The 25,903-nt window shown below is 62.9% G+C and carries 22 protein-coding genes and 3 pseudogenes; 14 read left to right on the forward strand and 11 right to left on the reverse strand.

Going from position 1 to position 25,903, the window contains the following annotated elements; translation table 11 throughout:
- Positions 1 to 143 precede the first annotated feature (143 nt).
- From Q0330_RS17825 to Q0330_RS17835, 3 genes are all read right to left on the reverse strand, one after another.
- The gene (locus Q0330_RS17825; RefSeq protein ID WP_366518348.1) at positions 144 to 551 is read right to left on the reverse strand and encodes a transposase; all 408 of its coding nucleotides are present in this window, start codon (positions 549 to 551) and stop codon (positions 144 to 146) included.
- A 41-nt stretch (positions 552 to 592) separates the two neighbouring features.
- Positions 593 to 979 carry a helix-turn-helix domain-containing protein gene (locus tag Q0330_RS17830; protein ID WP_299479190.1) on the reverse strand — a complete coding sequence of 129 codons (387 nt, stop codon included), beginning with the start codon at positions 977 to 979 and terminating at the stop codon, positions 593 to 595.
- 533 nt (positions 980 to 1,512) lie between these two features.
- Positions 1,513 to 2,076: a DoxX family protein gene (locus Q0330_RS17835; RefSeq protein ID WP_299482789.1), complete on the reverse strand. Its 564-nt coding sequence runs from the start codon at positions 2,074 to 2,076 to the stop codon at positions 1,513 to 1,515.
- 105 nt (positions 2,077 to 2,181) lie between these two features.
- On the opposite strand from Q0330_RS17835, the pseudogene Q0330_RS17840 reads away from it, so the two are divergent.
- Positions 2,182 to 2,424: pseudogene (locus Q0330_RS17840) on the forward strand (hypothetical protein); the annotation flags it as partial.
- Between the two features lie 289 nt (positions 2,425 to 2,713).
- On the opposite strand, the gene Q0330_RS17845 reads toward Q0330_RS17840, so the two are convergent.
- The 3 genes from Q0330_RS17845 to Q0330_RS17855 are packed head-to-tail and all read right to left on the reverse strand — an operon-like array spanning position 2,714 to position 5,719.
- Positions 2,714 to 3,508, reverse strand: a complete 795-nt coding sequence (locus Q0330_RS17845; RefSeq protein WP_299482791.1) for an inositol monophosphatase — start codon at positions 3,506 to 3,508, stop codon at positions 2,714 to 2,716.
- 37 nt (positions 3,509 to 3,545) lie between these two features.
- The gene (locus tag Q0330_RS17850) at positions 3,546 to 4,439 is read right to left on the reverse strand and encodes an ROK family protein (RefSeq protein WP_299482794.1); all 894 of its coding nucleotides are present in this window, start codon (positions 4,437 to 4,439) and stop codon (positions 3,546 to 3,548) included.
- A 47-nt stretch (positions 4,440 to 4,486) separates the two neighbouring features.
- The gene (locus Q0330_RS17855) at positions 4,487 to 5,719 is read right to left on the reverse strand and encodes an ROK family transcriptional regulator (RefSeq protein WP_299482797.1); all 1,233 of its coding nucleotides are present in this window, start codon (positions 5,717 to 5,719) and stop codon (positions 4,487 to 4,489) included.
- Between the two features lie 445 nt (positions 5,720 to 6,164).
- Between Q0330_RS17855 and Q0330_RS17860 the strand changes: the two are divergent.
- From Q0330_RS17860 to Q0330_RS17870, 3 genes and pseudogenes are all read left to right on the forward strand, one after another.
- Positions 6,165 to 7,091: pseudogene (locus tag Q0330_RS17860) on the forward strand (substrate-binding domain-containing protein); the annotation flags it as partial.
- A gap of 82 nt (positions 7,092 to 7,173) precedes the next feature.
- On the forward strand, positions 7,174 to 8,238 hold the full coding sequence (locus Q0330_RS17865) for an ABC transporter permease (protein ID WP_299482800.1): 1,065 nt from the start codon (positions 7,174 to 7,176) through the stop codon (positions 8,236 to 8,238).
- Positions 8,235 to 9,011, forward strand: coding sequence for an ATP-binding cassette domain-containing protein (locus Q0330_RS17870; RefSeq protein WP_299482803.1), 777 nt, complete (start codon positions 8,235 to 8,237; stop codon positions 9,009 to 9,011). The genes Q0330_RS17865 and Q0330_RS17870 overlap by 4 nt, the downstream gene beginning before the upstream one ends.
- A 168-nt stretch (positions 9,012 to 9,179) precedes the next feature.
- Here the strand turns inward: Q0330_RS17870 and Q0330_RS17875 are convergent, their stop codons facing one another.
- The 5 genes from Q0330_RS17875 to Q0330_RS17895 form a co-directional block, all read right to left on the reverse strand.
- Complete coding sequence (locus Q0330_RS17875) at positions 9,180 to 9,983, reverse strand: DeoR/GlpR family DNA-binding transcription regulator (RefSeq protein WP_299482806.1); 804 nt, start codon at positions 9,981 to 9,983, stop codon at positions 9,180 to 9,182.
- Positions 9,984 to 10,056: 73 nt separating this feature from the next.
- Entirely contained in the window at positions 10,057 to 11,118 is a 1,062-nt protein-coding gene (locus Q0330_RS17880; RefSeq protein WP_299482809.1) for an ABC transporter permease, read from the reverse strand.
- Entirely contained in the window at positions 11,115 to 12,632 is a 1,518-nt protein-coding gene (locus tag Q0330_RS17885) for a sugar ABC transporter ATP-binding protein (RefSeq protein ID WP_299482812.1), read from the reverse strand. The genes Q0330_RS17880 and Q0330_RS17885 overlap by 4 nt, the downstream gene beginning before the upstream one ends.
- Positions 12,629 to 13,255: a DUF2291 domain-containing protein gene (locus Q0330_RS17890; protein WP_299482815.1), complete on the reverse strand. Its 627-nt coding sequence runs from the start codon at positions 13,253 to 13,255 to the stop codon at positions 12,629 to 12,631. Before Q0330_RS17890 ends, Q0330_RS17885 begins: the two co-directional genes overlap by 4 nt.
- Before the next feature lie 63 nt (positions 13,256 to 13,318).
- Positions 13,319 to 14,251, reverse strand: coding sequence for a D-ribose ABC transporter substrate-binding protein (locus Q0330_RS17895; RefSeq protein WP_299482818.1), 933 nt, complete (start codon positions 14,249 to 14,251; stop codon positions 13,319 to 13,321).
- A gap of 272 nt (positions 14,252 to 14,523) precedes the next feature.
- Here Q0330_RS17895 and Q0330_RS17900 point away from each other — a divergent pair, with 272 nt between their 5' ends.
- From Q0330_RS17900 to Q0330_RS17945, 10 genes and pseudogenes are all read left to right on the forward strand, one after another.
- The gene (locus tag Q0330_RS17900) at positions 14,524 to 15,987 is read left to right on the forward strand and encodes a fucose isomerase (RefSeq protein WP_299482821.1); all 1,464 of its coding nucleotides are present in this window, start codon (positions 14,524 to 14,526) and stop codon (positions 15,985 to 15,987) included.
- Entirely contained in the window at positions 15,987 to 16,805 is an 819-nt protein-coding gene (locus Q0330_RS17905; protein ID WP_299482824.1) for a transketolase, read from the forward strand. Before Q0330_RS17900 ends, Q0330_RS17905 begins: the two co-directional genes overlap by 1 nt.
- Positions 16,805 to 17,758, forward strand: coding sequence for a transketolase C-terminal domain-containing protein (locus Q0330_RS17910; RefSeq protein WP_299482827.1), 954 nt, complete (start codon positions 16,805 to 16,807; stop codon positions 17,756 to 17,758). The genes Q0330_RS17905 and Q0330_RS17910 overlap by 1 nt, the downstream gene beginning before the upstream one ends.
- A complete protein-coding gene (locus Q0330_RS17915; RefSeq protein ID WP_299482830.1) occupies positions 17,755 to 19,221 on the forward strand; it encodes an FGGY family carbohydrate kinase in 1,467 nt (488 codons plus the stop codon). The genes Q0330_RS17910 and Q0330_RS17915 overlap by 4 nt, the downstream gene beginning before the upstream one ends.
- Positions 19,222 to 19,288: 67 nt before the next feature.
- Complete coding sequence (locus Q0330_RS17920; protein ID WP_299482833.1) at positions 19,289 to 20,530, forward strand: ABC transporter substrate-binding protein; 1,242 nt, start codon at positions 19,289 to 19,291, stop codon at positions 20,528 to 20,530.
- A gap of 55 nt (positions 20,531 to 20,585) precedes the next feature.
- Positions 20,586 to 21,476, forward strand: a complete 891-nt coding sequence (locus Q0330_RS17925) for a sugar ABC transporter permease (RefSeq protein WP_299482836.1) — start codon at positions 20,586 to 20,588, stop codon at positions 21,474 to 21,476.
- A 5-nt stretch (positions 21,477 to 21,481) separates the two neighbouring features.
- Positions 21,482 to 22,321, forward strand: coding sequence for a carbohydrate ABC transporter permease (locus Q0330_RS17930; RefSeq protein WP_299482839.1), 840 nt, complete (start codon positions 21,482 to 21,484; stop codon positions 22,319 to 22,321).
- A gap of 11 nt (positions 22,322 to 22,332) precedes the next feature.
- A complete protein-coding gene (locus tag Q0330_RS17935; RefSeq protein ID WP_299482842.1) occupies positions 22,333 to 23,844 on the forward strand; it encodes a DUF5060 domain-containing protein in 1,512 nt (503 codons plus the stop codon).
- A 1-nt stretch (position 23,845) separates the two neighbouring features.
- Positions 23,846 to 24,916, forward strand: a complete 1,071-nt coding sequence (gene ugpC, locus Q0330_RS17940; RefSeq protein ID WP_299482845.1) for a sn-glycerol-3-phosphate ABC transporter ATP-binding protein UgpC — start codon at positions 23,846 to 23,848, stop codon at positions 24,914 to 24,916.
- 238 nt (positions 24,917 to 25,154) lie between these two features.
- Positions 25,155 to 25,867, forward strand: a pseudogene (locus Q0330_RS17945) (IS5 family transposase).
- Positions 25,868 to 25,903 lie beyond the last annotated feature (36 nt).

Consider the following 25,903-nt stretch of genomic DNA (forward strand, 5'->3'; position numbering starts at 1 on the left):
GGAACTTCAAGCCGTCAAGCTGAGGCCGCTGTGCCAGTCAGACAACGCTTACGATGGCCTCGAACATGTCGGTAAACGTCCTCGCACCGATCCGCCGGAGGTGCGCCTTAAGCTTGTAGAAAGCCATTTCAATGGGATTGAGGTCAGGACTGTAGGGGTTGGAGGGAACAGAAAGGCGTCCAGTGGACGGCTTTCCCCGAACAACGGAAGAGGAACCAGCAGCCCGCGTCGCGCATGGCCTTGGCTGCGGCGGCATTCTTGTGGGTGGCAAGATTGTCCAGAATGACCACGGTGCCGGGGGCCAGTTCCGGGACCAACACCTTCTCGACGTAAGCCGCGAAGGCCGGACCATCCATCGCGCCCTTTATGACCCAGGGCGCGATCATGGCATCAGCGGTCAGGCCAGCGATGAACGTCTGCGACCCCCATGAGCCAAACGGGGCGTCCATGATGAGGCGATCTCCACGCGGCGCCCAGCCCCGTAGCCGGGTCAGATTTGTCTTCACGGATGTTTCGTCAATGAACACAACGCGTTCAGGCTGTGCTGACACAGCCGGGATACGGTGCCTGAACCAGTCTTCGCGCAGACGCCTTACCTTGGTTCGGCGGCGTTCGGCGGCAACCAGCGACTTTTTTTATGCGTATAGCCGAGCTTGCGGAGGAACTTGCCGATCGCATTCGGGTGCGCGCGTACGCCGGTTGCGTCATGCAAGGCAGATGCCAGCTCCGGCATCGTGATGTCACCGTCCTGCGCGATGATTTCCGCGAAGAAGCTACGATGCGGATCGAGCTTTCCCTTGCCCCTGGGCCGACCTTGACGTGCCGCGCGGGCCTGTCCGGTGTGACGGATCGCAAGCCCCCAACGCGCCCCGGTGGCAGGCGAAAGCTTCAAGCGCAGCGCCGCCGCGCGCCCGCTTAACCCTTCCTCAATCAACTTCTGAAACCGCGCCCGAAGCGCATCCGGCAAAGGTGCTGACATGAACCATCCTCCCAAACAGGACGAATCACAGATTAGGCCCCAAGGGAATCCCTACGATTCAGGTTTTCGGCGGAAGGCTTTAGGCGTTCCTTCATTCCAATAGCTCGACCGGCATTGGCATTTGTGGACAGCTCCGAACAAATCGTAGAGGCCAGTTGCTCTGCCTGGAACTTCTTCGCAAAGGACCCCGCGGCGATCACCTCAATAACATCCCGAACCTGGGCAGAAGTCGGTTTGTAGGGCCGTTGGTATTACATCCGTTTTGCACCGAGGAATCGGGCCTGGTCGCAACCATCGCTTTTCGGATGAGGAGGTGCTGGAGCGCCTGTCCGGGTTGTTCCAGCGTCATGGTAGCATTGCCGGGTTGGTGATCGACGAAGCAGACGGGATGCCGTCCAGCGGCACCTATGCCCATCGGTTCGGCAGCTTGCTCAGGGCCTACTCCCTTGGCCGGTTCACCCCGGATCGCGATGTATCGCTACATCGAAGCCAACCGTTTGTTGCATCGATTTCTCGGCAACGAGCAATCATCCTCAGAACTCCCGTTTCAGGATGCTGCGATCGACCGAAAGCGGCCCCGCCCCCCAGGCCGCCAGTACCAGCGCAGCGACCGTCCAGATCGCGGAGAGCCCTTCGGCCTTGAACTGCACGAGGTGGAGGAACCGTGCGCCGCCATCGGCGGCCACATTGCGCAGACCATCCGACGTGAACAGCGTGGCGTTTTCGGCCAGGGCCGCCATGCCCTCGGGCGACAGGATCGCCGCGCCATAAGGGTGGCTGACGTGAAACCAGTAGGTCACGGCCAGCATGATGGCGTTGGCCAGCGCCGCCGGACGGGTGAGAAACCCGGTCAGGATCAGAAGCCCGCCCCCGAATTGTAGCACCGCCAGAACGGCAGACCACAGCCAGCCCGGAGACAGGCCGATGCTTTCAGTAAATCCGGACATGGCGAACGGCGCCTGGATCTTCGGCCAGCCTTCGACGATCAGTAGCCAGCCAACCAGCAGTCGCAGTCCCAGATGTGCCAGCGGCTGTGCAATGCGCTCATAGAACGGCGCCAGAAAGGGCAGGATCAAAGGGGTGTCGGAGTGTTTCATCGTATCCTCCTGTCGCGAAAAGGGTCGGCCCAAGCGGACCGCTCCGGTTCGTCACGCTACAGGCGCGATCTTCCTCGCTTTCGTCCATCAGGTCAATTCGCCTGCATCGAAGCGAAGATGCATTGTGTAAAACTGCTGCGGCAACGGTTCATGGCGCGGGACTTCGACCGTAAGGCCGCTGAACTCCAGATGCGCTTAGCCGTCCTGAATGGTTACATCGCGCGCGGCATACCCGCCACAGAGGCCGTAGCATCAGTCTGTCCAGGAAGAGGGAACCTCGACCCTCAGCCGATTTGCCCAACAGAGTCCTTCAAACTTATGGTTTCGTGCGGTAGCCACCTATTGTAGTCAATATCGCCTCGATGTCCGGGCTAATCGACAATCGCAGGCTGATGCGGGTGCGTTATAACGCCTCGAAGACCTGAGTGATCCACATGTCGAAATTCACGGCGATGGAGCGGGCCGCAGCATCCGGGTGAATTCGATCAGCCCCGGCTATACTGCGACACCGATGGACGCCCGGCCCGAGATGGTCGGGCCGGCGGTCTTCCTGCTGTCGGATGCGGCATCCTATTGCACGGGCGTCGACCTTCTGGTCGATGCCGGCTTCTGCTGCTGGCAAGCGCCAGCCAGCCGCTCAGCGCCGTTCCAGCAGCGCCTGCAATTCCTCGTAGATGACGGCGTTCCCGGCAATGATCGGGTTGCCAGTCATCAGCCCGTCGCCGGCCAGGAAATCGCTGACCTGCAGCCCGGCCGCACGGATAACCGCGATGGCGCCGAGGCAGTCCCATGAATTGATGTGCAACTCGACATAGCCGAGCAGGCGCCCGCAGGCGACATAGCACAGCCCCAATGCGCCCGAACCGTCACGATAGAACATGCCACCCTTTTCCAGGAAGGCGCCGAACAGCGGCAGGAATTCTGCGACCGGCATTCGGGTCGAATAGCCGACCGCGACCAGACCATCGCGGATCGTGCCTTCGCGTGGCGGCGCCAGCGGCACACCGTTCAGCGTCGCCGGAAAATCCGTGCCGCCGGCGAAAAGCTCGTCGCGTTCGGGGGCATGGACCATGCCGAAACGCAGCTCGCCCCCCTGCACGAAAGCGATCGAGACACACCAGCCCGAAAGGCCCGAGATGAAGGGTTGGGTGCCGTCGATGGGATCGACAACCCAGATGCCCTGATCGGGAGAAAATTCGGTGGGGCCGGTCTCTTCGCCCAGAAAGACATCCGCTGGGTAGCGTTCCGCAAGGCGCTCGCGGATCAGAAGCTCGGTGTTCAGATCGGCCTCGCTGGCCATGTCCTGAAGCCCCTTCGACTTGATCGTCAGGGCGTCCCGGTCGCGAAAATAGCCCTGCGCAAGGGCACCTGCCTCACGGATGACCTGAAGGGCGAAGGCGTAGCGGTCCTTCAGCGAAGCTGTCTCTGTCATTCTGGTCCTCTGTCATCAGTGATTGCGATATTTCGGCCTATTTCCACAGCCAGGCGGCACCACGCACGCCGCTGGAGTCGCCATGCTCGGCGCGCAGGATCGGCGTATGGAAGACCGTCGAAAAGCAGAGCCGCGCGAGTTCCGCCGGAAGGTCGCGATAAAGTTCGTCGACATTCGACATGCCGCCGCCCATGACCAGAACGTCGGGGTCGAGCGTGTTGATCACTACCGCGAGACCGCGCGCGACGCGGTCGATATAATCGCGCCACAGCAGTTGCGACAGGTGATCGCCGTCCCGCATCTTCCCGACGATCTCGCGGGCCTTCAATTCTGTGCCGGTATGGCGCGCATAGGATGCCTCGAAGGCGCGACCGGACACCCAGGTTTCCATGCAGCCATGACGCCCGCAATAGCAGGGCGCGCCGGGCAGTTCGGTGACCGAAGGGAAGGGCAGAGGATTGTGACCCCATTCGCCGGCGCTGTTGTTCGGGCCGTGATGGGACCGGCCGCCGACGGCGATGCCGGCGCCGGCGCCCGAGCCGAGGATGACCGCGAAGACGACGTTATGACCTGCGCCCGCACCGTCCACGGCCTCGGAGACTGCGAAGCAATCGGCATCATTTTCAACCCGGATGTCACGATCGAGCGCCGCGCGCAGATCGGCTTCCACCGGGCGGCCCAGAAGCCAGGTCGAGCTTGCCCCTTTCCCCAGCCGGCTCTGCGGTTCGAGCGAGCCGGGAATGCCGATGCCGATGGATCCCCGCTTCCCGGTCGTGCTTTCAAGCGCGCCGACCATATCGCGGATCATGCGCAGGCAGCCGGGATAGTCATGGCGCGGCGTATCCTGCCGTAGCCGGGCCAGTTCGGCCCCGCCCGGATCGAGCGCGATGCCCTCGATCTTGGTGCCGCCCCAGTCTATGCCGATCAGCATTGCTCTCCTCCGACCTGTCTGCCGCCTGTGATCCGGTCCCGCGCCGGTCAGTTGAAAAGAATATTCCGGTCGCGCGCATATTCGGCAAGCAAGGGCAGGCTCGCCGCGCCCATCACCCGCGCATCGCTGCCGATGCTGCCTTCGCGGATCTCGACCGGTGCCACGCCGGACGGGTTCAGGCGCGTGAATTTTTCGGCCGTGTCGGCGACGATGCGCCGGCGGATCTCGGCCGGGAAGGCGCCGTCGATCACCACCGCCTCGAAGTCGATCACCGATACGACGGATGCAACGGCATAGGCCAGGCTGTCGCTCGCCTCTTCGATCCAACGGTCAAGGACGGCGCCAAGGGTACTCCAGCGGTCTTCGCCCTGCCATCTGGCGATGGCGGCATCGCCCTCGTCGCGGATCATCCGTTCCAGACGCGCGACCGAGGCATGCTGCAACAGCCAGCCGTGATCGCGCCCGGCCCCCTTCGGTGGCACCGGCAACGATCCGATCGCGCCGGCAAAGCCGCGCCGTCCCGGATAGAGGCTGCCATCCAGGACCAGTCCGCCGCCGACCAGGGCCGCTGAAAAGATATAGAAGAAATCCTGAAACGCGCGCCCGCCCCCGAAGGTCAGTTCAGAGGCGCAGGCCGCTGTGGCGTCGTTATAGATATGGACCGGCCAGTCGAAGGCCTGCTCGGCGGCCTGCTGCAGGTCGAATTCCCGCCAGGCGTCGACGATATGCGGCGGGGTGCCGGTTTCCTCGCCCCAATGCCAGATCTCGGTCGGAGCGGCGATGCCAACGCCACAGATGCGGCTGAACTGGTGGCGGGTCATCCCGCCGGTGATCGCCTCGACGCTGTCGCTGAAAAAGCCAAGGATGTCCTCGGGTTCTGCGTGGGCATAGCTGGTCTTGCGGATCTGGCGGACCGCGCCGACGAAATCCATCAGGACGATCTCGGCCGTGCGCCGGCCAATCTTGGCGCCAATCGAGAATGCGCCTTCCGGATTCAGCTGCATCGGCACCGAGGGCTGCCCGATCCGGCCCCGCTGCGGCTCTCCCCGAAGCAGCAGTCCGTCGCTTTCCAACTGGTTCATGATGACCGTCGTTGTCTGCACCGACAGCCCCGAGATACGCGCCACATCGACCTTGGACAGGCTTCCGCCCGAACGGATCAGCGACAGCACCAGTCTTTCATTATACAGCTTGACGCCCGACTGGTTGGTCCCCCGGCTGGACGTATGGCCGCCCTGGACCCCCTGCTCGATCTGCTCGTCAGATTCGTCGGATCGCATCGGCGCACCTTCCCTGCCATTCACGGTCCGGGCGCGGCGACACGGTTTCCGGGCGTCATTCGGGTTTCGAATAGCAGTAGCCGGAGGCGGATGGAAGGGTTAATAATAATTCATTCCGAATGATAATATGAGATATTGCGCGCCGCTCCTTGGAGTTTCTAGTCGTGCATCAGCGTTATTTTAACAACCATACTTGGAAAACCGCCGCTTCTATCGACATCAATCCGGGGACCCTTCTTTCCAATAATAATTCATTCCGACAGAATTATTGACAAGTTGCCTGTCGCCCGCTTTGATGGCCGGGCGGCGGCGCCGCTGCCGGACGATCATCGGCGCCACCAGACCCAGAGGAGTGCGCTCCGGCGCAGGGAGGAGGAAAGATGAGGATGTTATTTCTGACGGCGGCGGTGATCGCGGCCGGCGGCGGCGCGGCGGCGGCCCAGGATGCCTGATCACCAAGACCGAGATCAATCCGTTTTTCGTCAAGATGAAGGAAGGTGCCGCCGCCAAGGCTGAGGAGCTTGGCATCAAGCTTCAGACCTATGCAGGCAAGCAGGATGGCGACGCGGATACGCAGATTGCCGCCATCGAATCCTGTATCGCCAGCGGCGCCAAGGGCATCCTGCTGACACCGAACGATTCCAGCGCGCTTGTCCCGATCATCGAGACGGCTCGGCAGAACGGGCTTCTGACCATCATGCTCGACACGCCGCTCGACCCTGCCGATGCGGCCGACGCCACCGACAATTTCAAGGCCGGCGAGTTGATCGGGCAATGGGCGGCGGCGAAGATGGGGGATGCGGCGGCGGATGCCAGGATCGCGCTGCTGAACCTGAACGCGCAGGAAATCACCGTCGATTACATGCGCAACCAGGGCTTTCTGACCGGCTTTGGCATCGACACCAAGGACCCCACCGATATCGGGGACGAGGATGATCCTCGGATCGTCGGGAACGAGGTGACCAATGCCAATGAGGAGGGCGGGCGCTCGGGCATGGAAAGCCTGCTGCAGATCAATCCTGACATCAATCTCGTCTATACGATCAACGAGCCGACGGCCGCCGGCGCCTATGAGGCGTTGAAAGCGGCCGGGAAGGAAAAAGATGTGATCGTCGTATCGATCGATGGCGGCTGTCCCGGCGTCGCGAATGTCAAGGACGGCGTTATCGCGGCGACCTCAATGCAGTTCCCGCTGCTCATGGCCGCGAAGGGAATCGAGGCGATCAAGGCCTATGCCGAAACCGGCGCCAAGCCCGAGACATCGCCGGGGCTGGATTTCTTCGATACCGGCGTCGAACTGGTGACCGACGAACCCATGGAGGGATTGCCGTCGATCGATTCCGCCCAGGGCCTTGAAAAATGCTGGGGCTGAAGTCGGCCGATTGACGACAGGATCGGGCGCGCGACGACGTGCGCCCGACGCAGCAGCCGACAACCGGAAAATGGAGAAGACCTTGGCAACCCCTTTCGCGGATCACGACCCTCCATCCGAGGAGGAGGATGTCCAGTTCGCCGTCTTCACCGAGGAGCGGCAGGGCCTGCTGACGCGTGTCCAGCATTTCCTGCCCGTCTTCCCGACCGCTGTTCCCCTGATCGTATTGATCCTGTCGCTGGCGGGGTTCGGGCTTTTTGCGGGCAAAGGGTTCTTCTCGGCCTATAACATGTCGTTGATCGTGCAGCAGGTCTCGATCATCGGGGTCCTTGCCGCGGCGCAGAGCCTGATCATCCTCACCGCAGGCATCGACCTGTCCGTTGCCGCGACCATGGTGCTCTGCTCGGCCGTGGCGGGTCAGCTTTCCGTCAAGCTGGGACTGAGCCTGATCATCGGGCTGCCGCTATCCTTCGCGGCGGGCGCGGGCATCGGCTGGCTGAATGGCTTTCTGATCACCCGCGTCAAGTTGCCGGCCTTTATTGCCACACTGGGGACCTGGAACATATTCTATGCGCTCAACCTCTATCTTTCCGGCGCGCAGTCGATCCGCGGCAGCGATATCGACACGGCGGCCCCGATCCTCAAGTTCTTTGGCAGAAGCGTTTCGCTGTTTGGCACCCAGATCACCTATGGCTCTTTCCTGCTGGTGATCGTTTTCGGCATCCTCTGGTATGCGCTGAACAAGACCGCCTGGGGCCGCCACGTCTATGCGGTGGGCGACGACAAGGAAGCGGCAGAGCTGGCCGGCATCCCCACCGACCGGGTGCTGATGTCGGTTTATGTCGTTGCCGGGCTGATCTGCGCCCTGGCGGGCTGGTCGGCCATCGGCAGAATCGGCGCGGTATCGCCCACCAGCTTCTACGAGGGCAATCTGCAATCCATCACCGCCGCCGTGATCGGGGGGATCTCGCTTTTCGGCGGCCGCGGCTCGATCCTCGGGCCGCTTCTGGGCGCGCTGATCGTGGGCGTGTTCCAGTCAGGATTGCGGATCGGCGGCGTCGATGTCCTGTGGCAATTTTTCGCCATCGGCTGGCTGATCATCTTCGCGGTGGCGATAGACCAATGGATCAGGAAATTTTCCGCATGACAGAGACTGTTCAACCCGTTCTCAGCGCCCGCAATCTGGTCAAGAAATACGGCCGCGTCGTGGCCATCGACCATGCCGATTTCGACCTGCTTCCGGGTGAGATCCTTGGCGTGATTGGCGATAACGGTGCCGGGAAGTCCAGCCTGATCAAGGCGCTTTCCGGGGCCATTCGGATCGATTCGGGCGATATCGCGCTGGAGGGCCGGCCGGTCAGCTTCGCCTCGCCCATCGAGGCACGGCAGAGCGGGATCGAAACCGTCTACCAGACCCTCGCGCTGTCACCGGCGCTCTCCATCTGCGAGAACATGTTCCTCGGGCGCGAGATTTACAGCGACAATATCTTCGGGCGGCTGTTCCACCAACTCGACCGCAATCGCATGACCGTGATCGCGCGCGAGAAGCTGGCCGAGCTTGGGCTGCTGACCATTCAGAACATCCAGCAGCCAGTCGAAACGCTGTCCGGTGGTCAGCGTCAGGGGGTGGCTGTCGCTCGCGCGGCGGCCTTCGGCAGCAAGGTCATCATTCTGGACGAACCGACCGCAGCACTCGGCGTCAAGGAATCGCGCAAGGTGCTGGATCTGATCCTTGAAGTGCGCGCGCGCGGCGTTCCCATCGTGCTGATCAGCCATAAAATGCCGCATGTCTTCGAGATCTGCGACCGTATCCACGTCCACCGCCTGGGAAAGCGCGCCGCCGTGGTCAAACCGGGCGAGATCTCGATGTCGGATGCGGTCGCGATCATGACCGGGGCGCTGCAGGTGCCCGCAGCCTGAGCCATGCCGCGACGTGCTTTCCGGCCGTCAGAGACTGGGCCATGCGCCGTCCCGCATTGACAGAGCTCCGGTCGATCCCTCGTATGATCCATCCTCAGGGCGCGGCGCCCCTTTCCCCCGTGCGGCACAGGTCGCGCAGCGCCTGGCTCTGCCCGGCTGGCAGCCTTGTCAGGCGACCAGAACCGCGATTCCCAGCCGCTCGAAGGCTTGCGCATCGGCATCGCTGATACCGTCATCGGTGATGAACGTATTGACCAGTTCCAGCGCCCCCAGCCGCGTGAAGGAAGAGCGGTTGATCTTGGTGGAATCGGCAACGAGATAAGTATGCGTCGCCGCGCGGATCATAGCCTTCTTCAGCTCCAGATCGGCGAAGCTGGGCAGCGTCAGCCCGGCATCTATGGCGACGCCTGCGGTGGCGAGGAACAGCTTCCCCGCGAAGACATCCTTCAGGTATTCGACTGCCTTGTCGCCCGACAGCGACAACGTCGGAGCCTTGAACTGGCCGCCGGGCATATGGACCGCATTGCCCGGCACCGCGCCGAGGATCAGCGCGATATTCAGCGCATTGGTGATCACCGTCAGGTCGCGACGGTCGGTCAGGCGGATCGCCACCTCGGTCGTGGTCGAGCCGGCGTCGATGATCAGCGTTTCGCTGTTCGATACCAGCGAGGCGGCACGCGCGCCGATCCGGCGCTTGCGCTCCATCTCGCCGCTATGCTGCAGCGACAGCGAGCCCACCTGCGTCGAGATCGTGTTCAGATAGGCGCCGCCATGTTCGCGGGTGACATGGCCCTCACCTTCCAGCCGCTCCAGGTCCTGACGGATGGTGACCTCCGAGACCTCGAAGGCGCTCGACAGGTCGCGGACGCGGGCGCTGCCTTCCTCCTGCAGCCAGTCGAGGATCTTGCGGCGCCGCGCCTCGGACAATACGCCCGGTTGCCGCCTCTGTCGCGCCTTGGTCACCTGTGCCATGCCATCCCTGCTCTGCGGGCTGCGGCCCTTCTGCGGCCCCTGCGGACCATCCTGACAAGGTTGCGCGCGAGGCTCAACCAAGTGCTGCTTGCTGCCGCAGGATCACGCGCTTTTCAAGGCCGCTCTGCGCCTGGTCGACGACGACTGCGGCGACGATGACAAGCCCCTTGATAACGGTCTGCCAGAAGGTCGAGACGCCCATCATGATCAGCCCGTCCGACAGGATGCCGATGACGAAGGCGCCGACGATGGTGCCACCGATGTGCCCGCGCCCGCCGCTCATCGAGGTGCCGCCAAGGACGGCAGCGGCGATGGCGTTCAGCTCGAAGGTCTCGCCGGTCGCGGGATGGGCGGCCTGCAGCTGCGATGCGATGATCAGCCCAACGAGCGCGGCGCAGAAGCCCGAGAACATGTAGACGATCATCTTCACCTTGCGGACCTTGACGCCGGACAGCGCAGCACCGCGCTCGTTCCCACCGACCGCGTAGATATAGCGGCCAAGCGGCGTCGAGCGCGCGACATAGGCCGCCCCCACCGCGACAATGACCAGCATCCAGATCGAGACCGGGATTCCGAAGACGGTGCCGGCACCGATCCAGCGAAAGCTGTCCGACCCCCATTCGGCATTGCCGTTCAGGTTCGGGAAGGTTGCCCCGCCTGAGAACAGCAGCGCCGCGCCGCGTGCGATATACAGCGTTCCCAGCGTTGCGATGAAGGGCGCGACATTCAGCCTTGTGATCAGCAGCCCGTTCACCATGCCGACGAAGATGCCGACGAGGATGGTGATCAGCGAGATTTCCAGCGTGTTGAACTGGATCGTCCACGCGAAACCCAGGTCGACGCCGTAAAGCACCAGCCAGCCCGCCACCATGCCGCAGAGCCCGACGATGGAGCCGACCGACAGGTCAATTCCGCCGGTGATGATGACGAAGGTCATGCCGATGGCCAGGAAGGCGTTCAGCGCCACATGCTTGGCCATGATGACCATGTTCGCCGTGGTCAGGAAGTTCGGCGCCGCCACCGCGAAGAAGGCGATCACCACGATCAGCGCGATGAAGGTTCGCGCCTTCAGAAACAGAAGCAGCGTGCCGGAACTGCCGGACATGGGCCGCGTGGGGGTGGAGGTTGTGCTCATGCTGGCACCTTTTGCTGTTTCTGTGCGGCGGCGACGATTTCGGCGGCGGGGGCGGTCTCGCCGTCGAATGTGGCGGTGACGCGGCCGTCGGCCATGACCGCGATTCGGTCGGAAATGCCCATCACCTCTTCCAGGTGGGAATTGGCGAAAAGGATCGCGAGCCCGTCTTCGGCAAGGGCGCGCATGGTCCGGAAGACCTCGGCCTTGGCGCCGATATCTATCCCGCGAGAGGGCTCGTCCATGAGCAGGATCTTCGGCCCGGTCATCAGCGCCTTGGAAATCACCACCTTCTGCTGGTTCCCGCCCGACAGGCTGGAGACCGGGTGTTCGGGGCTGGCGATCTTGATGCCGAGCCGGCTGACGAAATCCCGCGCGCCGCTGGCTTCGGCCTTCAGGTCAAGATGGAAGGCGCGGGCGAATTTCTTCAGCGCCGACAACGTGATGTTCTCGCGGATCGCCATGATCTGGATAAGCCCGTCGCGCTTGCGGTCCTCGGGGATCAGCGCCACCCCGCGGGCGATGCGGGCGGCGACGCTTGGCCTGCCGATGGGCGCGCCCTCGATCCACATCGCGCCGCCGGCATGGGGGTGCAGGCCGAGGATGCATTCCAGGAATTCGCTGCGCCCGGCACCCATAAGCCCGTAAAGCCCGACGATCTCGCCCGCCTTTACCGAAAGCGAGACGTGATCGACGGCCAGCCCGCCCGCCTCACGCGGAAGGGTGACGTCTTCGGCGCGGAAGACCTCTTGGCCGATCCGTGTTGCGCGTGGCGGAAAATCCTTCGAGGCATCGCCGATCATCTCAGTGACGATCCAGGGAATATCAACGCCCTCCATCGGGCGCGAGCCGGTGATCTCGCCGTCGCGCAGAACGGTGATGAAATCGCCAATGCGGATCAGCTCTTCCAGCCGGTGCGAGATATAGACGATGCCGACCCCCTGCCGCCGCAGGTCGTCGATCAGCCGAAACAGCACCTCGACCTCGGCGCTCGACAGGGCCGAGGTCGGCTCGTCGAGGATCAGGATACGCGCATCCTCGTTCATCGCCTTGGCGATCTCCACGATCTGCTGCTGGCCGATCCGAAGCGTGCCGAGCGCGGCGTCGGGGTCTATATCCTGTTCCAGCCGCGCCATCAGCTTCGCCGTTTCGCGCCGCTGCGCCGCCCGGTCGATGTGGCCGAAACGGGTGATCTCGCGGCCCATAAAGATGTTTTCGGTCACGGTCAGGTCAGGAAACAGGTTCAGTTCCTGAAAGACGATGCCGATGCCGGCGGCCTGGGCGTCGTCCTTGCTGCGGAAATGGCAAGGCTTGCCGTCCATGAGGATCTCGCCTTCGGTCAGCGGCTCGACGCCTGCAATGACCTTCATCATGGTCGATTTGCCGGCGCCGTTTTCGCCGACCAGTACATTGACCGCGCCCATGCGCAGGTCGAAATCGACGCCTTTCAGCGCGCGGGTGCCGGGATAGACCTTGACGCCGCCCCGGATCGACAGGCCGATCGGATGCCCGGTCATGGCGCCGGCCATGACAGCTCGACCGGCACGACCTCTTTCGGGTCCGCTGGTTCGGCCATGGTGAAGGCGCCGACAAAGGCGGCGCGTTTCCCGACCGAATCGTCCGGCGTTGCGGGCAGGGCGGCATGGGCCGCGTCGTTCAGCGCCCTGGAAAGCTTTGCGAATTCGATCTGGTCACGGAAGGCGGTGAATTCATAGAAGGGCAAAGCGTCGCGCAGGGCGGTGCCGCGAATAACCGGACCAAGCTGGATATCGAGATCCGCTGCCCCGTCGCCATCCATATCCACATTCAGCCGCGCGGCGCGGGATTCAGTATTGGCGCCGATGACGCTCCCCTCGCCACGGATGACGAAGACGGAAGGCGCGCCCTCGACCGCGCTCGCACGATTATATTCGACGCTGCCGGCGCTGAAATCCGCGGCCAATGCGGCCAGAAGCTCGGGCGCAGGCGAGGCGGTCTCGCGCAGGCGCGGCAGGATGCGGGTGTCCCAATCCTCGGCGACAAGGGCAGCCATCCGGGTTGCGTCATCCTGGGGTGCGTCGGTCTCGTCACTCTTGGCGACGATCTTGCAGCCGGCCAGAAGCACGCAGGCGGCAAGGATGCAGAAGGCGCTTGGGCGCATGATCGACCCTCGGGGGTTGGCCGGGGCATCGGCAGGACGCCCCGGCGATTCAGGGGATGAAGCTCAGTTCAGCGCGAAGGTTTCCAGCTGGCCGGCATTCTCGCCATTGATCAGGATACAATCCATGAGCTGCTTTTCCTCCTGCCCGGTCGCGCCGGTCTTGAGGAACTGGTCCGCCTGTTCGACCGCGACCTGAGCCTGGCGGTAAGCCGGCTGCAATACGGTGGCCTTGATGCCGCCGGCCTTGATCGAATCGCGCACATCGTTGGAGCCATCGAAGCCCACCACGATCACATCGGTCCGGCCCGCCGCTTCCAGCGCCGCCCAAGCCCCCATCGCCATGGTGTCATTGCCCGAGATCACGCCCTTGATGTCCGGGTTCGCCTGCAGCATGGATTCCATCACCGTATAGGCCTCGGTCTGGGACCAGTTGGCCGATTGCTGGGCGACCATCTCCATGTCGTACTGGTCGATCACGTCGTGATAGCCCGAGGAGCGGATGCCGGCATTGGTGTCAGATTCCTTGCCGACGAGCTCGGCATATTTGCCGGTCTCGCCCATCAGCTTGACGAACTCCTCGGCCCCGAGCTGCGCGCCCTGATAGTTGTTCGACACGATCTGGCTGACCGCGACGCCGGATTCGGTGATCTCGCGGTCGATCAGGAAGGAGGGAATCCCCGCCTCCTTCGCACGCCGGATCGGCGCGACCGATGCATCGGCGCCGGCATTGTCGAGAATGATCGCCTTGACCCCCTGGGCGATCAGCGTGTCGAAGATCTCGGACTGCTTGTTGGCGTCGTCGTCATGGGTCAGCACGACGGTGTCATAGCCAAGCTCCTTCGCGCGGGCCTCGGCGCCGACGGCTTCGGCCTTGAAGAACGGGTTGTCATGGCTGGGCGTCACGATGGCGATCGTGCCTTGCCCCTGAGCGGCGACCCGAATCGGCATTAACGCCGTCACCGCCACGGTGAGTGCAATAAAGGCTCTTCTTTTCATGTGGTTATCCTCCTCCCGTTGAATGGGCGCCGACAGTGCGGCTGACCCGTCATCCGTTAGGAAACGCCAACTTTCGATTTCTGTCAAAACATTATGTTTGCTTTCGAATTTTATATGAGGGTCCCGAGACATATCCCGGCCAACCCCGCTCTTGCCGAATATTCACGGAATATCAGTGCGATAACGAAAACTTTCCTCCAACCCGCAAAAGTGATGGACATAAAAACGAAAGTAATCGAAAGTAAATTAAATCCGGAGAGGGGAGATTCGGGATGACTAACGCGGTCCAGCGAAAGATCACACTCGGCGTCGTTATCGGCAGCAGGGCGTTTTTCAGCCCCGCCCCCTGCAAGGCGGCCCGCGACGAGATTCTGGCGGCACTCGATACGCTGAATGTCGATGCGGTGATCCTGCCCTACGAGGCGACGGCCAATGGCGCGGTACAGTCCATCGAGGACGCGGTGCTTTATGCCGATCACTTCCGGCGGCATGGGGGCATTGACGGTCTGGTCATCTGCCTTCCGAATTTCGGTGACGAGATCGCAGTGATCGAACTGGTGAACCGCGCGAAGCTGGATGTGCCGATCCTGCTGCAGGCCGCGAATGACGAGAATGACAAGGTCGGCGTCGCCCATCGCCGCGATGCCTGGTGCGGCAAGATCTCTGTCACCAACAACTTTTATCAATACGGCGTCCCCTTTACCGAGCCGTCGCATCACACCAGCGATATCGACAGCGACGAGTTCCGCGCCGATCTGGCCCACTTTACCTCGGTCTGCCGGGTGGTGCGGGGTCTGCGCGGCGCGCGGCTCGGCGCGATCGGCGCGCGCACGGCGCCCTTCCAGACCATGCGCTATTCGGAAAAGCTGCTGCAACAGGCCGGCGTCACCGTGGTCACGGCAGACCTCTCGGAACTGATGGGCCGCGCCGGCGCCCTGTCCGCCGATGATCCCGAGGTCGCTCGGATCGTCGCGAAGATCCAGGGCTACGGCACGGTGCCGGCCCATATCACCAGCGAGCAACTGGCCACGCAGGCGAAATGGACCGTCACGGTCAATCGCTGGATCGCGGAAAACGGCTGTGATGCCAGCGCCATCCAGTGCTGGCGCTCACTGCAGGACAATTTCGGCTGCGCCACCTGCGTCACCATGTCGATGATGGGCGAGGAACTGATGCCATCGGCCTGCGAGGTCGACATCATGGGCGCGCTGTCCATGTATGCACTGGCGCTGGCATCGCAGGCGCCGCCGGCGATCCTCGACTGGAACAACAACTACGCCCGCGACGAGGACAAGGTCGTCTGCACCCATTGCGGCAATTTCCCGCGTTCCTTCATTGGCGACCGGCCCGAGATCGCCGAACTCGACGTGCTGGGCGAGGTGATTGGGCGTTCCAAGTGCTTCGGCGCCGTGAAGGGAAAGGTGAAGGCGGGGCCGATGACCTATTTCCGGGTCTCGTCGGATGATACGGCGGGCAGGTTGAAAGCCTATCTGGGTCAGGGCGATTTCACCGACGATCCCTATGGAATGGATGGCGGCATCGCCGTCTGCGAGGTGCCGAACCTTCGCCGGCTGATGGGTTTTGTCACCCAACAGGGCTTTGAGCACCACGTCGCCATGGTCCGCGGCCACCACGCATCGGTGCTGAACGAGGCACTGACCCGCTATCTCGGCTGGCCCTTCTACGACCACGATACGCCGCCCGAGCCGCAACTTTTCCACCCCCGGAGGTTCTGATGACAGATCGGTCAAACACGCTCGCGACCATTCGCGACAACGCGCTGTGGATGCGGCGGCAGGCCTTCACCATGGTCCACAAGGCGCAGCTTGGCCATCCGGGTGGTGATTTCTCGGCCACGGACATCATCGCGACACTGTACTTCGGCGTGCTGCGCTTTGACCCGACCGATCCGCGCAAGCCCACCCGCGACCGTTTCGTGATGTCGAAGGGCCATGCGACCGGCGTGCTTTATACCGCGCTCTGCAAGGCGGGCTACTATCCCGAATCCTGGCTGGAGACCTATATGGGGCCTGGCTCGAAGCTGAACGGGCATCCGAACCGGCAATACCTGCCGGGGGTCGAGGCGAATACCGGCCCGCTCGGCCACGGGCTGCCAATCGCGACCGGCATCGCCATTGCGGGCCAGATCGACGGGGCGGATTTCCGGACTTTCGTGCTGACCGGCGACGGCGAGTTGCAGGAGGGCTCGAACTGGGAAGCCGCGATGACCGCCGGGCATCGCAGGCTGAACCGGCTGACCGTCATCGTCGACCGTAACCGCCTTCAGCAGGGGCAGGGGACCGAGGAGACCTCGTCGCTCGACCCGCTGCCGGAAAAATGGCGCGCCTTCGGTTGGGAGGTGGCCGAAGTCGACGGCCACGATCATGCGGCGCTTCTGGAGGTTCTCGGCGCTGAACCCGGCGAGAAGCCGCGCTGCGTGATCGCCAATACGATCAAGGGGAAAGGCGTGTCGTTCATGGAAAATCAGGCCAAATGGCACCATGGCGTGCCGAATGACACGCAATATGCGCAAGCGATGGAGGAGCTGGTCTGATGGCGCAAGCAGCAGCGGCCCCGCAGAGCTACAAGGATTGCCGCAACGCCTGGGTGGCGACCGTCGAGGCTCTGGCCGAGGCCGATCCCCGCGTCGTGGTGGTGGTCAACGATTCCATCGGCTCGTCGAAGCTGAACGGCTTTGCGGCGAAATTCCCCGACCGCACCGTCAATGTCGGCATTGCCGAACAGCTCATGATCGGCGTCGGCGCCGGGCTTGCCAATGGCGGCAAGATCCCTTTCGTCTCGGCCGCCGCCTGCTTCCTGACTGGCCGCGCGCTGGAGCAGATCAAGGCCGACATCGCCTATTCGGGCTATAATGTTAAGCTGATCGGGCAATCCTCGGGCATTGCCTATGGCGAGCTTGGCGCGACGCATCACTCGATCGAGGATCTCGCCTGGCTGCGCCCGATGCAGCAGATCACCGTGATCGTGCCCGCCGATGCCTGGGAGACCGAACAGGCGATCCGTTGGGCGGCCGATCACGAAGGCCCGGTCTTCGTGCGCGTCTCGCGGACGCCAGTGCCGGATCTCGACGTCCCGAACCGCAGTTTCCGGGCTGGAAAGGCGGAACTCGTGCGCGAGGGCGGCGACGCAACCGTCATCGCCAATGGCACGACGGTGCACCTGGCTGCGGCCGCCGCCGATCTGCTGAAATCCGAAGGGATCGCCATCCGCGTCCTGAACATGGCGACTGTCAGCCCGCTTGACGAGGACGCCGTGGCAGCAGCCGCGAAGACCGGCCTGATCGTTACCGTGGAGGAGGCGAATATCTGTGGCGGGCTTGGCGGGGCGGTCGCCGAATGGACCGCCGCGAACCACCCCGTCCGGGTCGAGCGCATGGGCTTTGACGGCTTTCGCACCACCGGCTCTGTCGAACATCTGTTCGAAGAGGCGGGGCTGACAGCGGAAGGGATCGCCGCGCGGCTGCGCGCGGCGCTTGGGCGCACATGACCCGCATCCTGGCGATAGATCAGGGCACGACCAACACCAAGGCCGTGTTGTTCGATGACCGGCTGGCGGTCATCGACCGGGCCTCGGCGCCGCTGGTGTCCACCTATCCCGCCGATGGCTGGGCCGAGCAATCGGCCGGGGCGATCCGCGACAGCGTGGCCGCCGTAATCGCCATGATCGCCGAACAGAATGGCGCCGAAGGGATCGAAGCCATCGCCATCGCCAATCAGCGAGAAACGCTGGTGGTCTGGGATGCCGAGACGGGCAAGCCCATCGCTCCTGCGATCCTGTGGCAATGCCGGCGCACGGCGGATGCCTGCGCGGCGCTGGAGGCGGCGGGCCATGGGCCCGAGGTGCTGGCGGCGACCGGGCTTGGCATCAACCCGCTGTTTCTAGCCTCGAAACTGGGCTGGGTGATGCAGAACCTGCCCGAGGCGCGTGAACTGGCCGCGACGGGCCGGCTGCGCGCCGGTACGGTCGATGCCTGGCTGATCTGGAGCCTGACCGGCGGGGCGGTCTTCGCTACCGATCATTCCAACGCCTCGCGGACGCAACTTTTTGACACCGCCGCGCTTCGCTTTTCCGAAGCGCTCTGCACCATCTTCGGCGCGCCGCTGGATGCGCTGCCGGAACCGCGCGCCTCGGATGCCGGATTTGGCGTGACCGCTGGAGGGGCGACGGCGCTACCGGCAGGGATCCCGATCCGGGCGGTGATGGGCGATAGCCATGCGGCGCTTTACGGCCATGGCGTGACCGGGCCGGGCGAGGTCAAGGCGACCTTCGGCACCGGTTCGTCGCTGATGGCGCTGACACCGGAACGCATCGCCTCGTCCCATGGCCTGTCCGGCACTATTGGCTGGACCGCCGCCGGGCAGCCGCATTATGCCGTCGAGGGCAATATCACCGTCTCGGCGCAGGCCGCCGAATTCGTCGCGCGGATGCTGGGGGTCGCCAATGCCGCCGCCCTGTCTGATCTTGCGCAGACCGTGCCGGACAGCGCAGGCGTCAGCTTTGTCCCGGCGCTTGCCGGGCTGGGTGCGCCGCACTGGGACGACGCGGCCCGGGGCACGGTCGCGGGGCTTACGCTAGGAAGCCAGCCGGCCCACCTCGCGCGCGCGACATTCGAGGCTATCGCCCATCAGGTCACCGATGTCTTCGAGGCGATGGAGCAGGATTGCGGACGAAGCCTCGACATGCTGCGGGCGGATGGCGGTGCCTCTGCCAATGACTGGCTGATGCAGTTGCAGGCCGATCTGCTGGGCCACCCGGTGATCCGCAGCGAGATTGCAGAGATCGGCGCCCGCGGGGCTGCCGCCATGGCGCTCGCCGCGCTTGGAAGGGAGGTGCCGCCGCCTGCCGGCGGTGCCGCTGTGTTCGCGCCGCAACTTCAGGAATCCAACCGCCTTCGCGCCCGCGAGAACTGGCGTCACGCGGTCGACATGGCCCGCCACCGGGCCGACTGACCCCGGCCGCCGGGCGGGATTTTCGACGACCGGCCCCCGTGCCGGAACTGCAACCAGGGAGGAACCCATGACCCATCGCAAGACAATGGCCGGCATCGCAATGCTCGGCCTGACCACCTGCCTCGCCGTGTCGGCCGAGGCCGAGGATCTGAACATCTGGACGCTGAATTTCACGTCCGAGGCCAACAACAACGCGATCAACGAGATCGCCAAGGAGTTCGAGGCCGCCCATCCCGGCGTCAAGGTCATCTACACTCAGCGGGGTGTCGACGACCACAAGACTGCGCTGCGCGTCGCGGCCGGCTCGGATAGCGGCCCCGACATCTACTTCATGTGGGCCGGGCGCGGGCTTGGCGGTGAATTCGTCAATGCCGGGCTGTCGCTGCCGCTCGACAAATATTACGAGCAATATGGCTGGAAGGACAGCCTCATCCCAACCGCCGCGGCCTTTGCCAGCAATTACGAAGGCGGGCTGCACGGCGTTCCCTATACGTTCAAGGGCGAGGTCGTGTATTACCGCAAGGACATGTTCGAGAAGGCCGGTATCGCCGAGGAGCCAAAGACCTATGACGAGTTGAAGGCAGATGCCGAGAAGCTCGCCGCGGCCGGCATCCCCGCCTTCACTTTCGGCGGGACGGTGAACTGGCATGTCATGCGCCTGATGGACGTATTGCTGGAAACCAAATGCGGCGCCGAGACCCATGACAAGCTGATGAGCATGGAGGTCAGCTGGACCGAGACACCCTGCGCCACCGAAGCCTTCACCGAGCTGAAATGGTGGGCCGACAACCATTTCCTGAAGCCGTTCATGGGCATCGACCAGGCGCAGTCCACCAATCTCTTTGTCGCAGGCCGCGCGGCGATGATGCTGGAAGGCAGCTGGTTCGTGCAGACGCTGTCCGAGGTCACCGATCTCGACAATATCGGCATCTTCCCCTTCCCGACCGGCACCGACCGTCTCTATGGCTTTGCCGAATATCACTATATCAGCGCCAAATCGAAGAACCCGGACCTCGCGGCCCAGTTCCTTGACTATTTCAACTCTCAGGATGTGCAGCAGCGCTTCCTCGGCACCTTCACCACCAATTCGGTGAATTCGCAGGTCACCTATGAAAACCAGCGCCCGCTGGATGCGGAATGGGGCGGGATCTTCGAGGGCTATGACCAGATGTTCGTGAATGGCGACCAGGCCTTCCCGCTGGCCGAGACCACCGAATATTTCCGCCTGATCAACGAGGTCGCCAACGACACGATGGAACCGCAGGCCGCCGCCGAGGCGATGCAGAAATTCATCGACAGCCAGGGGTGATGCCGTCCGCCGGCGGTTCCGTGCCGCCGGCCCTTTTCCAATCGAGGGTCAAGGTATGAAAAACCTGTTCCGCAAGATGGAGGACGAGCCTTGGCTGTTTCTCGCCCCGGCGCTCCTCATCTATGCCATTTTTGCGATCTGGCCGATGATCGACGTCACCATGATGAGCTTCCAACGCTGGAACGGGCTTGACCCCGAGCGTGTCTTTGTCGGCCTGTCGAATTACAGATATGTCCTGACGCAGGATGCGGTATTCTGGACTGCCTTCGTCAACACGGTGATCTGGACGCTTCTGTCGCTGGTCTGTCCGCCGCTGATCGGGCTTCTGTTGGCGCTCGGGCTGAACCAGCCGTTGGTCGGGCGTTCGGCGCTGAGGGCGATCTATTACCTGCCGGTCATCATCGCGCCGATCGCCGTCGCGACCATGTGGCGCTGGATGTATGACCCGTTCTTCGGCTTGTTCGCGCAGATGCTCACGAACTGGGGTTTCGGGACCAGCATCCCAGATTTCCTCGGCAATCGCGAGACAGCGCTTTACTGGGTCTTCGTGGCCTATGTCTGGCAGCAGGTCGGGTTTTCGATGGTATTGTTCCTCGCCGGGCTGCAGAACGTGGACCGCTCGCTGGTCGAGGCTGCGCAGATCGACGGCGCCGGGCGCTGGAAGACCTTCCGCTATGTCACTATGCCGGCGATCATGCCGACGATCACCATCGTTCTGGTTCTGTCGCTGATCCAGTCGATCAAGGCCTTTGACATCGTCTATGGCCTGACCGGCGGCGGGCCGTCGCAATCGACGCAGATGCTGGCGCTCTGGGCCTTCACGCAATCGATGCAGATCTTCGATTTCGGCCGGGGCGGTGCGATCTCGGTGATCCTTCTGCTGATCACCGTCGTCATCGTCATCCCCTATCTGCGCTGGTCGATGAAAAACGAGGGCCGGTCATGAATGCCATGCTGAAATCCTTCCGCCGCGATCCGCTTCTGGCGGCGCTGTGGATCGCGTTGATCGTCGTCGCGGCACTCTGGATCGCCCCCTTCGTCTTCATCGTCTTCACCTCGCTGAAGACCACCAGCGACGTGATGGCAACGGGTGCCTTTACTCCGCCGACGGAAATCGCCTGGGAGAATTACGGCGTCGCCTGGAACCGTGGCAACTTCTCGACCACGGTGTTCAACTCGGCGCTGGTGGCGGTGATCAAGGTGCCGCTCGGCCTCGCCATTGCGGCATTGGCGGCATATGCGCTGGCGCGGATGAAAAGCCGCTTCAATCGGGCGGTGCTGCTGTTCATCGTTTTCGGCACCATGATCCCCTTCCAGGTGATGCTGGCGCCGCTGTTCACGCTGGTCAATTCGCTGGGGTTGGTGAACACCTATATCGGGCTGATCCTGCCCTATCTGGCCTTCGGCATTCCCTACCAGATCTTCATCCTGCACAGCTTCTTCCGAGGCGTGCCGAAGGAGCTGAGCGAGGCGGCGCTCATCGACGGCGCCGGGCATTTCACCACCTTCCGCCGGGTCTTCCTGCCGATCACCCTGCCGGTTCTGGCGGCGCTGTTCATCCTCGATTTCGTCGCCACCTGGAACGAATTCGCCATGGCGCTGGTGATCATGCAGGATGCCGGAAAATGGACCCTGCCGCTTGGCCTCATGTCCTTCCAGGGACAATTTTCTAATGATTACGGCCAGTTGAACGCAGCCATCGTGACCACCGTGCTGCCTGCTGTGCTCGTCTATCTGATCTTCCAACGCTACTTCGTCTCGGGCCTCGCCTCGGGCGCGGTCAAAGGCTAGAGGAGCCTCACATGCCCCAACAGACAGTCGAAAAGTGGGATGTCTTCGAAGCGGAATTCGGAGGTCCGAAGGGCGGCAGTCCCTATCTGGACGTGGCCTTCGACGCGATCTTCCGCCACAAGGCACGCGAAATCCGGGTGCCGGGATTCTATGACGGCGACGGCATCTACCGGCTGCGCTTCATGCCGGAAGCCGAAGGCGAATGGCGCTTCGAAACACGCTCTGCCACCCCGGCGCTGAACGGACAGACCGGCAGCTTCACCGTGACGCCGCCCAGCGAAGGCAATCACGGTCCGGTGCGGGTGCGCAATAAATTTCATTTCGCCTATGCCGATGGCACGCCCTTCCTGTCCTTCGGCACCACCTGCTACGCTTGGACCCACCAGCCGGAGGCCGAGCAGGAAAAGACGCTGAAGACGCTTTCCGGGACGCGCTTCAACAAGATCCGCATGGGGGTTTTCCCGAAAGACTACCCCTATAACACCAACGAGCCGCTGCATGACGTTTACGAACTCGTCGACGGCAAACGCGATTTCGACCGGCCGAACTACGCCGCCTTTCGCCATTTCGAGACGCAGATCGGCCGGCTGCGCGATCTCGGGATCGAGGCGGATGTGATCATGTTTCACCCCTATGACCGCTGGGGCTATTGCGACATGAGTGAGGCGCAGGATTACCACTATGTCGCCTATATCGCCGCGCGCTTCGCTGCCTACCGCAACTTGTGGTGGGCACTGGCGAATGAATACGACTTCATGATCGACACCAAGCCGATGGAACGCTGGGACCGCTTCTTCCAGATCCTTGGGGAGGAAGACCCTTATCGGCATCCGAAATCCATCCATAACGGCCATGCCGATGCGAATTACGACCACCGCAAGCCCTGGGTTACCCATACCTGCATCCAGCACCCGGATGTGAAGCGCACGCAGGACTGGCGCGACCGCTGGGGCAAGCCGGTCATCAATGATGAGCCGGAATACGAGGGCGATATCATCCAGTGTTGGGGCAATATCTCGGCGCAGGAACTGACCCACCGCTTTTGGACGATGATGATGCGCGGCGGCTATGTCGGCCATGGCGAGACCTATTCGCATCCCGAGGACCTGCTCTGGTGGGCCAAGGGCGGCGAACTGCATGGCCAGGCCTGGAAACGCATCGGCTTCCTGCGCGACCTGCTGGAAGAGGACGCGAGGGATGGCTTTGAGCCGATCGGGCCCGAAATCCGCTGGCCCTGGCATCGGATTTCCGGCGCACGGGATGGCGACACCACGATCATCTATTTCGGCGAGCATCAGCCAGTCATCTGGACGCTCGGCCTGCCGAAAGAGGACGGGGATTATCAGCTCGACCTGATCGACACCTGGAACATGACCGTCACGCCGCTGGAAAAGGTCGAGGCGCCGGCCAATCATCCGATCCGCCACGGCGAGATCATCCAGCCCCGCGCGCCCGATGCGGCCTTCGGCGTCGCGCTGCCGGGCCGTCCCTATCTTGCCATCCGCTGCAGAAAGGCGCGTTGACATGTCTCACGTTGAAATCCGCGATCTTCGCAAGACCTATGGCGCCATCGACGTGGTCCATGGCATCGATGTCGATATCGATCAGGGCGAATTCGTCGTGCTGGTCGGCCCCTCGGGCTGCGGCAAATCCACGCTTCTGCGCATGGTCGCCGGGCTGGAAGAGGTCAGCTCCGGCGCCATCTCGATTGGCGCGCGTGTGGTGAACGAGGTCGCGCCGAAGGACCGCGATATCGCCATGGTGTTCCAGAACTACGCGCTTTATCCGCAAATGACGGTGGCTCAGAACATGAGCTTCGCGTTGGAACTCGCTGGCCAGGGCAAAGCCGAGATCGCCGAGAAGGTCAGCCGGGCGGCCGAGATTCTGGGCCTTGGTCCGCTGCTGGAACGCAAGCCTGCGGCGCTGTCTGGCGGCCAGCGGCAGCGCGTGGCCATGGGCCGCGCCATTGTGCGCGACCCGCAGGTCTTTCTGTTCGACGAGCCCTTGTCGAACCTCGACGCCAAGCTGCGCGTTCAGATGCGTGCCGAGATCAAGGCACTGTGTTCGCGGCTTGGGACGACAACGATCTATGTGACCCACGATCAGGTCGAAGCGATGACCATGGCCGACAAGATCGTTGTGCTGAATGGCGGCCGTATCGAGCAGGTGGGCCGCCCGTTGGATCTGTATGACAACCCACGCAATGTCTTTGTCGCCGGCTTTCTGGGCTCGCCGGCAATGAATCTCTGGCCCGTCGAAGCGGTGCCCGAGGGGCTGCGTCTGCCGGGCGGCGGCATCCTGCCTTTGCCCGCAGATCGCCGTCCCCCAATCGGCACGAAACTGACGCTGGGCATCCGCCCGGAATTGTTGGCGCCTGATCCGAACGGCCCGATCCGGGCCACTGTTACACTGGTCGAGCCAACGGGATCCGAAACCATCATCGCGGTCGATATCGGCGGCGAGCAGGGGACGGTATTGTTGAAAGACCGCTTGGACATGGCCGCAGGGCACGAGATCCGTCTGTCGCCTGTGCTTGACCGGCTACACCTTTTCGATACGCAAAGCGGTGAGGTGCTGTCAACGTATGTAGAGTGACGTGATCATTCGCGAAAGAGACGGGCGCCGAAATCGGCGCTCGCTTGCGATCAATCATTATGTCGATCATGTCACCGTCGCTTGAGCTTCTGAGCTTTCTGCGCTATGAAATCGGGATCAGTATTCGGAATCGGTCTTCGGCTGGGGATTGTGGGGATTCAGGATTTCCATTTTGGCGGAGATGTGATTCATACTTTGGATGGAACGCTTTGTCTTGACCGATGCCCAATGGGCGAAGATGGAGCCGCACTGCTTGGGTAAGGCGACGGACCCGGGTCGAAGCGGCAGGAACAACCGGCTTTTTGTGGAGGCGGTGTTGTGGATTGTGCGAACGGGCAGTCCATGGCGCGATCTGCCAGCGATGTTCGGTAACTGGAGCACGGCGTTCCGGCGCTTCCGCGATTGGCGAGAAGCTGATGTTTTCAAGCGAATTTTCGATGCCCTGTCGGAAGAACCTGACATGGAATACGCTATGGTCGATGCCACCATCGTCAAGGTTCACCGGCACGGCCAGGGCGCAAAAGGGGGACTCAGAGCCAGGCCATCGGTCGCTCCAAAGGCGGAATGACGACCAAGATCCTGGCGCTGACCGATGCCTTGGGCAATCTGGTCCGCTTCGAACTGCTGCCTGGACATCGCTTCGACACCATCGGCGTTGCGCCGCTGATCGAGGGCGTCAATTTCGGCGCGCTGCTGGGTGACAAGGCCTATGACGCCAACTGGATCGTCGAGGAACTCGACAAGCGCGGCGCCAAGGTCGTCATCTCGCAGCATCCCGGTCGCGCCCAGAAGCTCAAGATCGACGCCGAGATCTACAAATGGCGCCACTTGGTCGAAAACTTCTTCTGCAAACTCAAAGAGTTCAAGCGTATCGCCATGCGCGCCTGCAAAACCGACCAAAGCTTCTCCGCAATGATCTATCTCGCCGCCGCCGTCATCAACTCAAGATGAATCCCCACAATCCCTAGAGCGTTTCAGTTATTGACG

It is taken from the genome of uncultured Paracoccus sp. (assembly GCF_937873615.1).
Classification (GTDB): Bacteria; Pseudomonadota; Alphaproteobacteria; order Rhodobacterales; family Rhodobacteraceae; genus Paracoccus.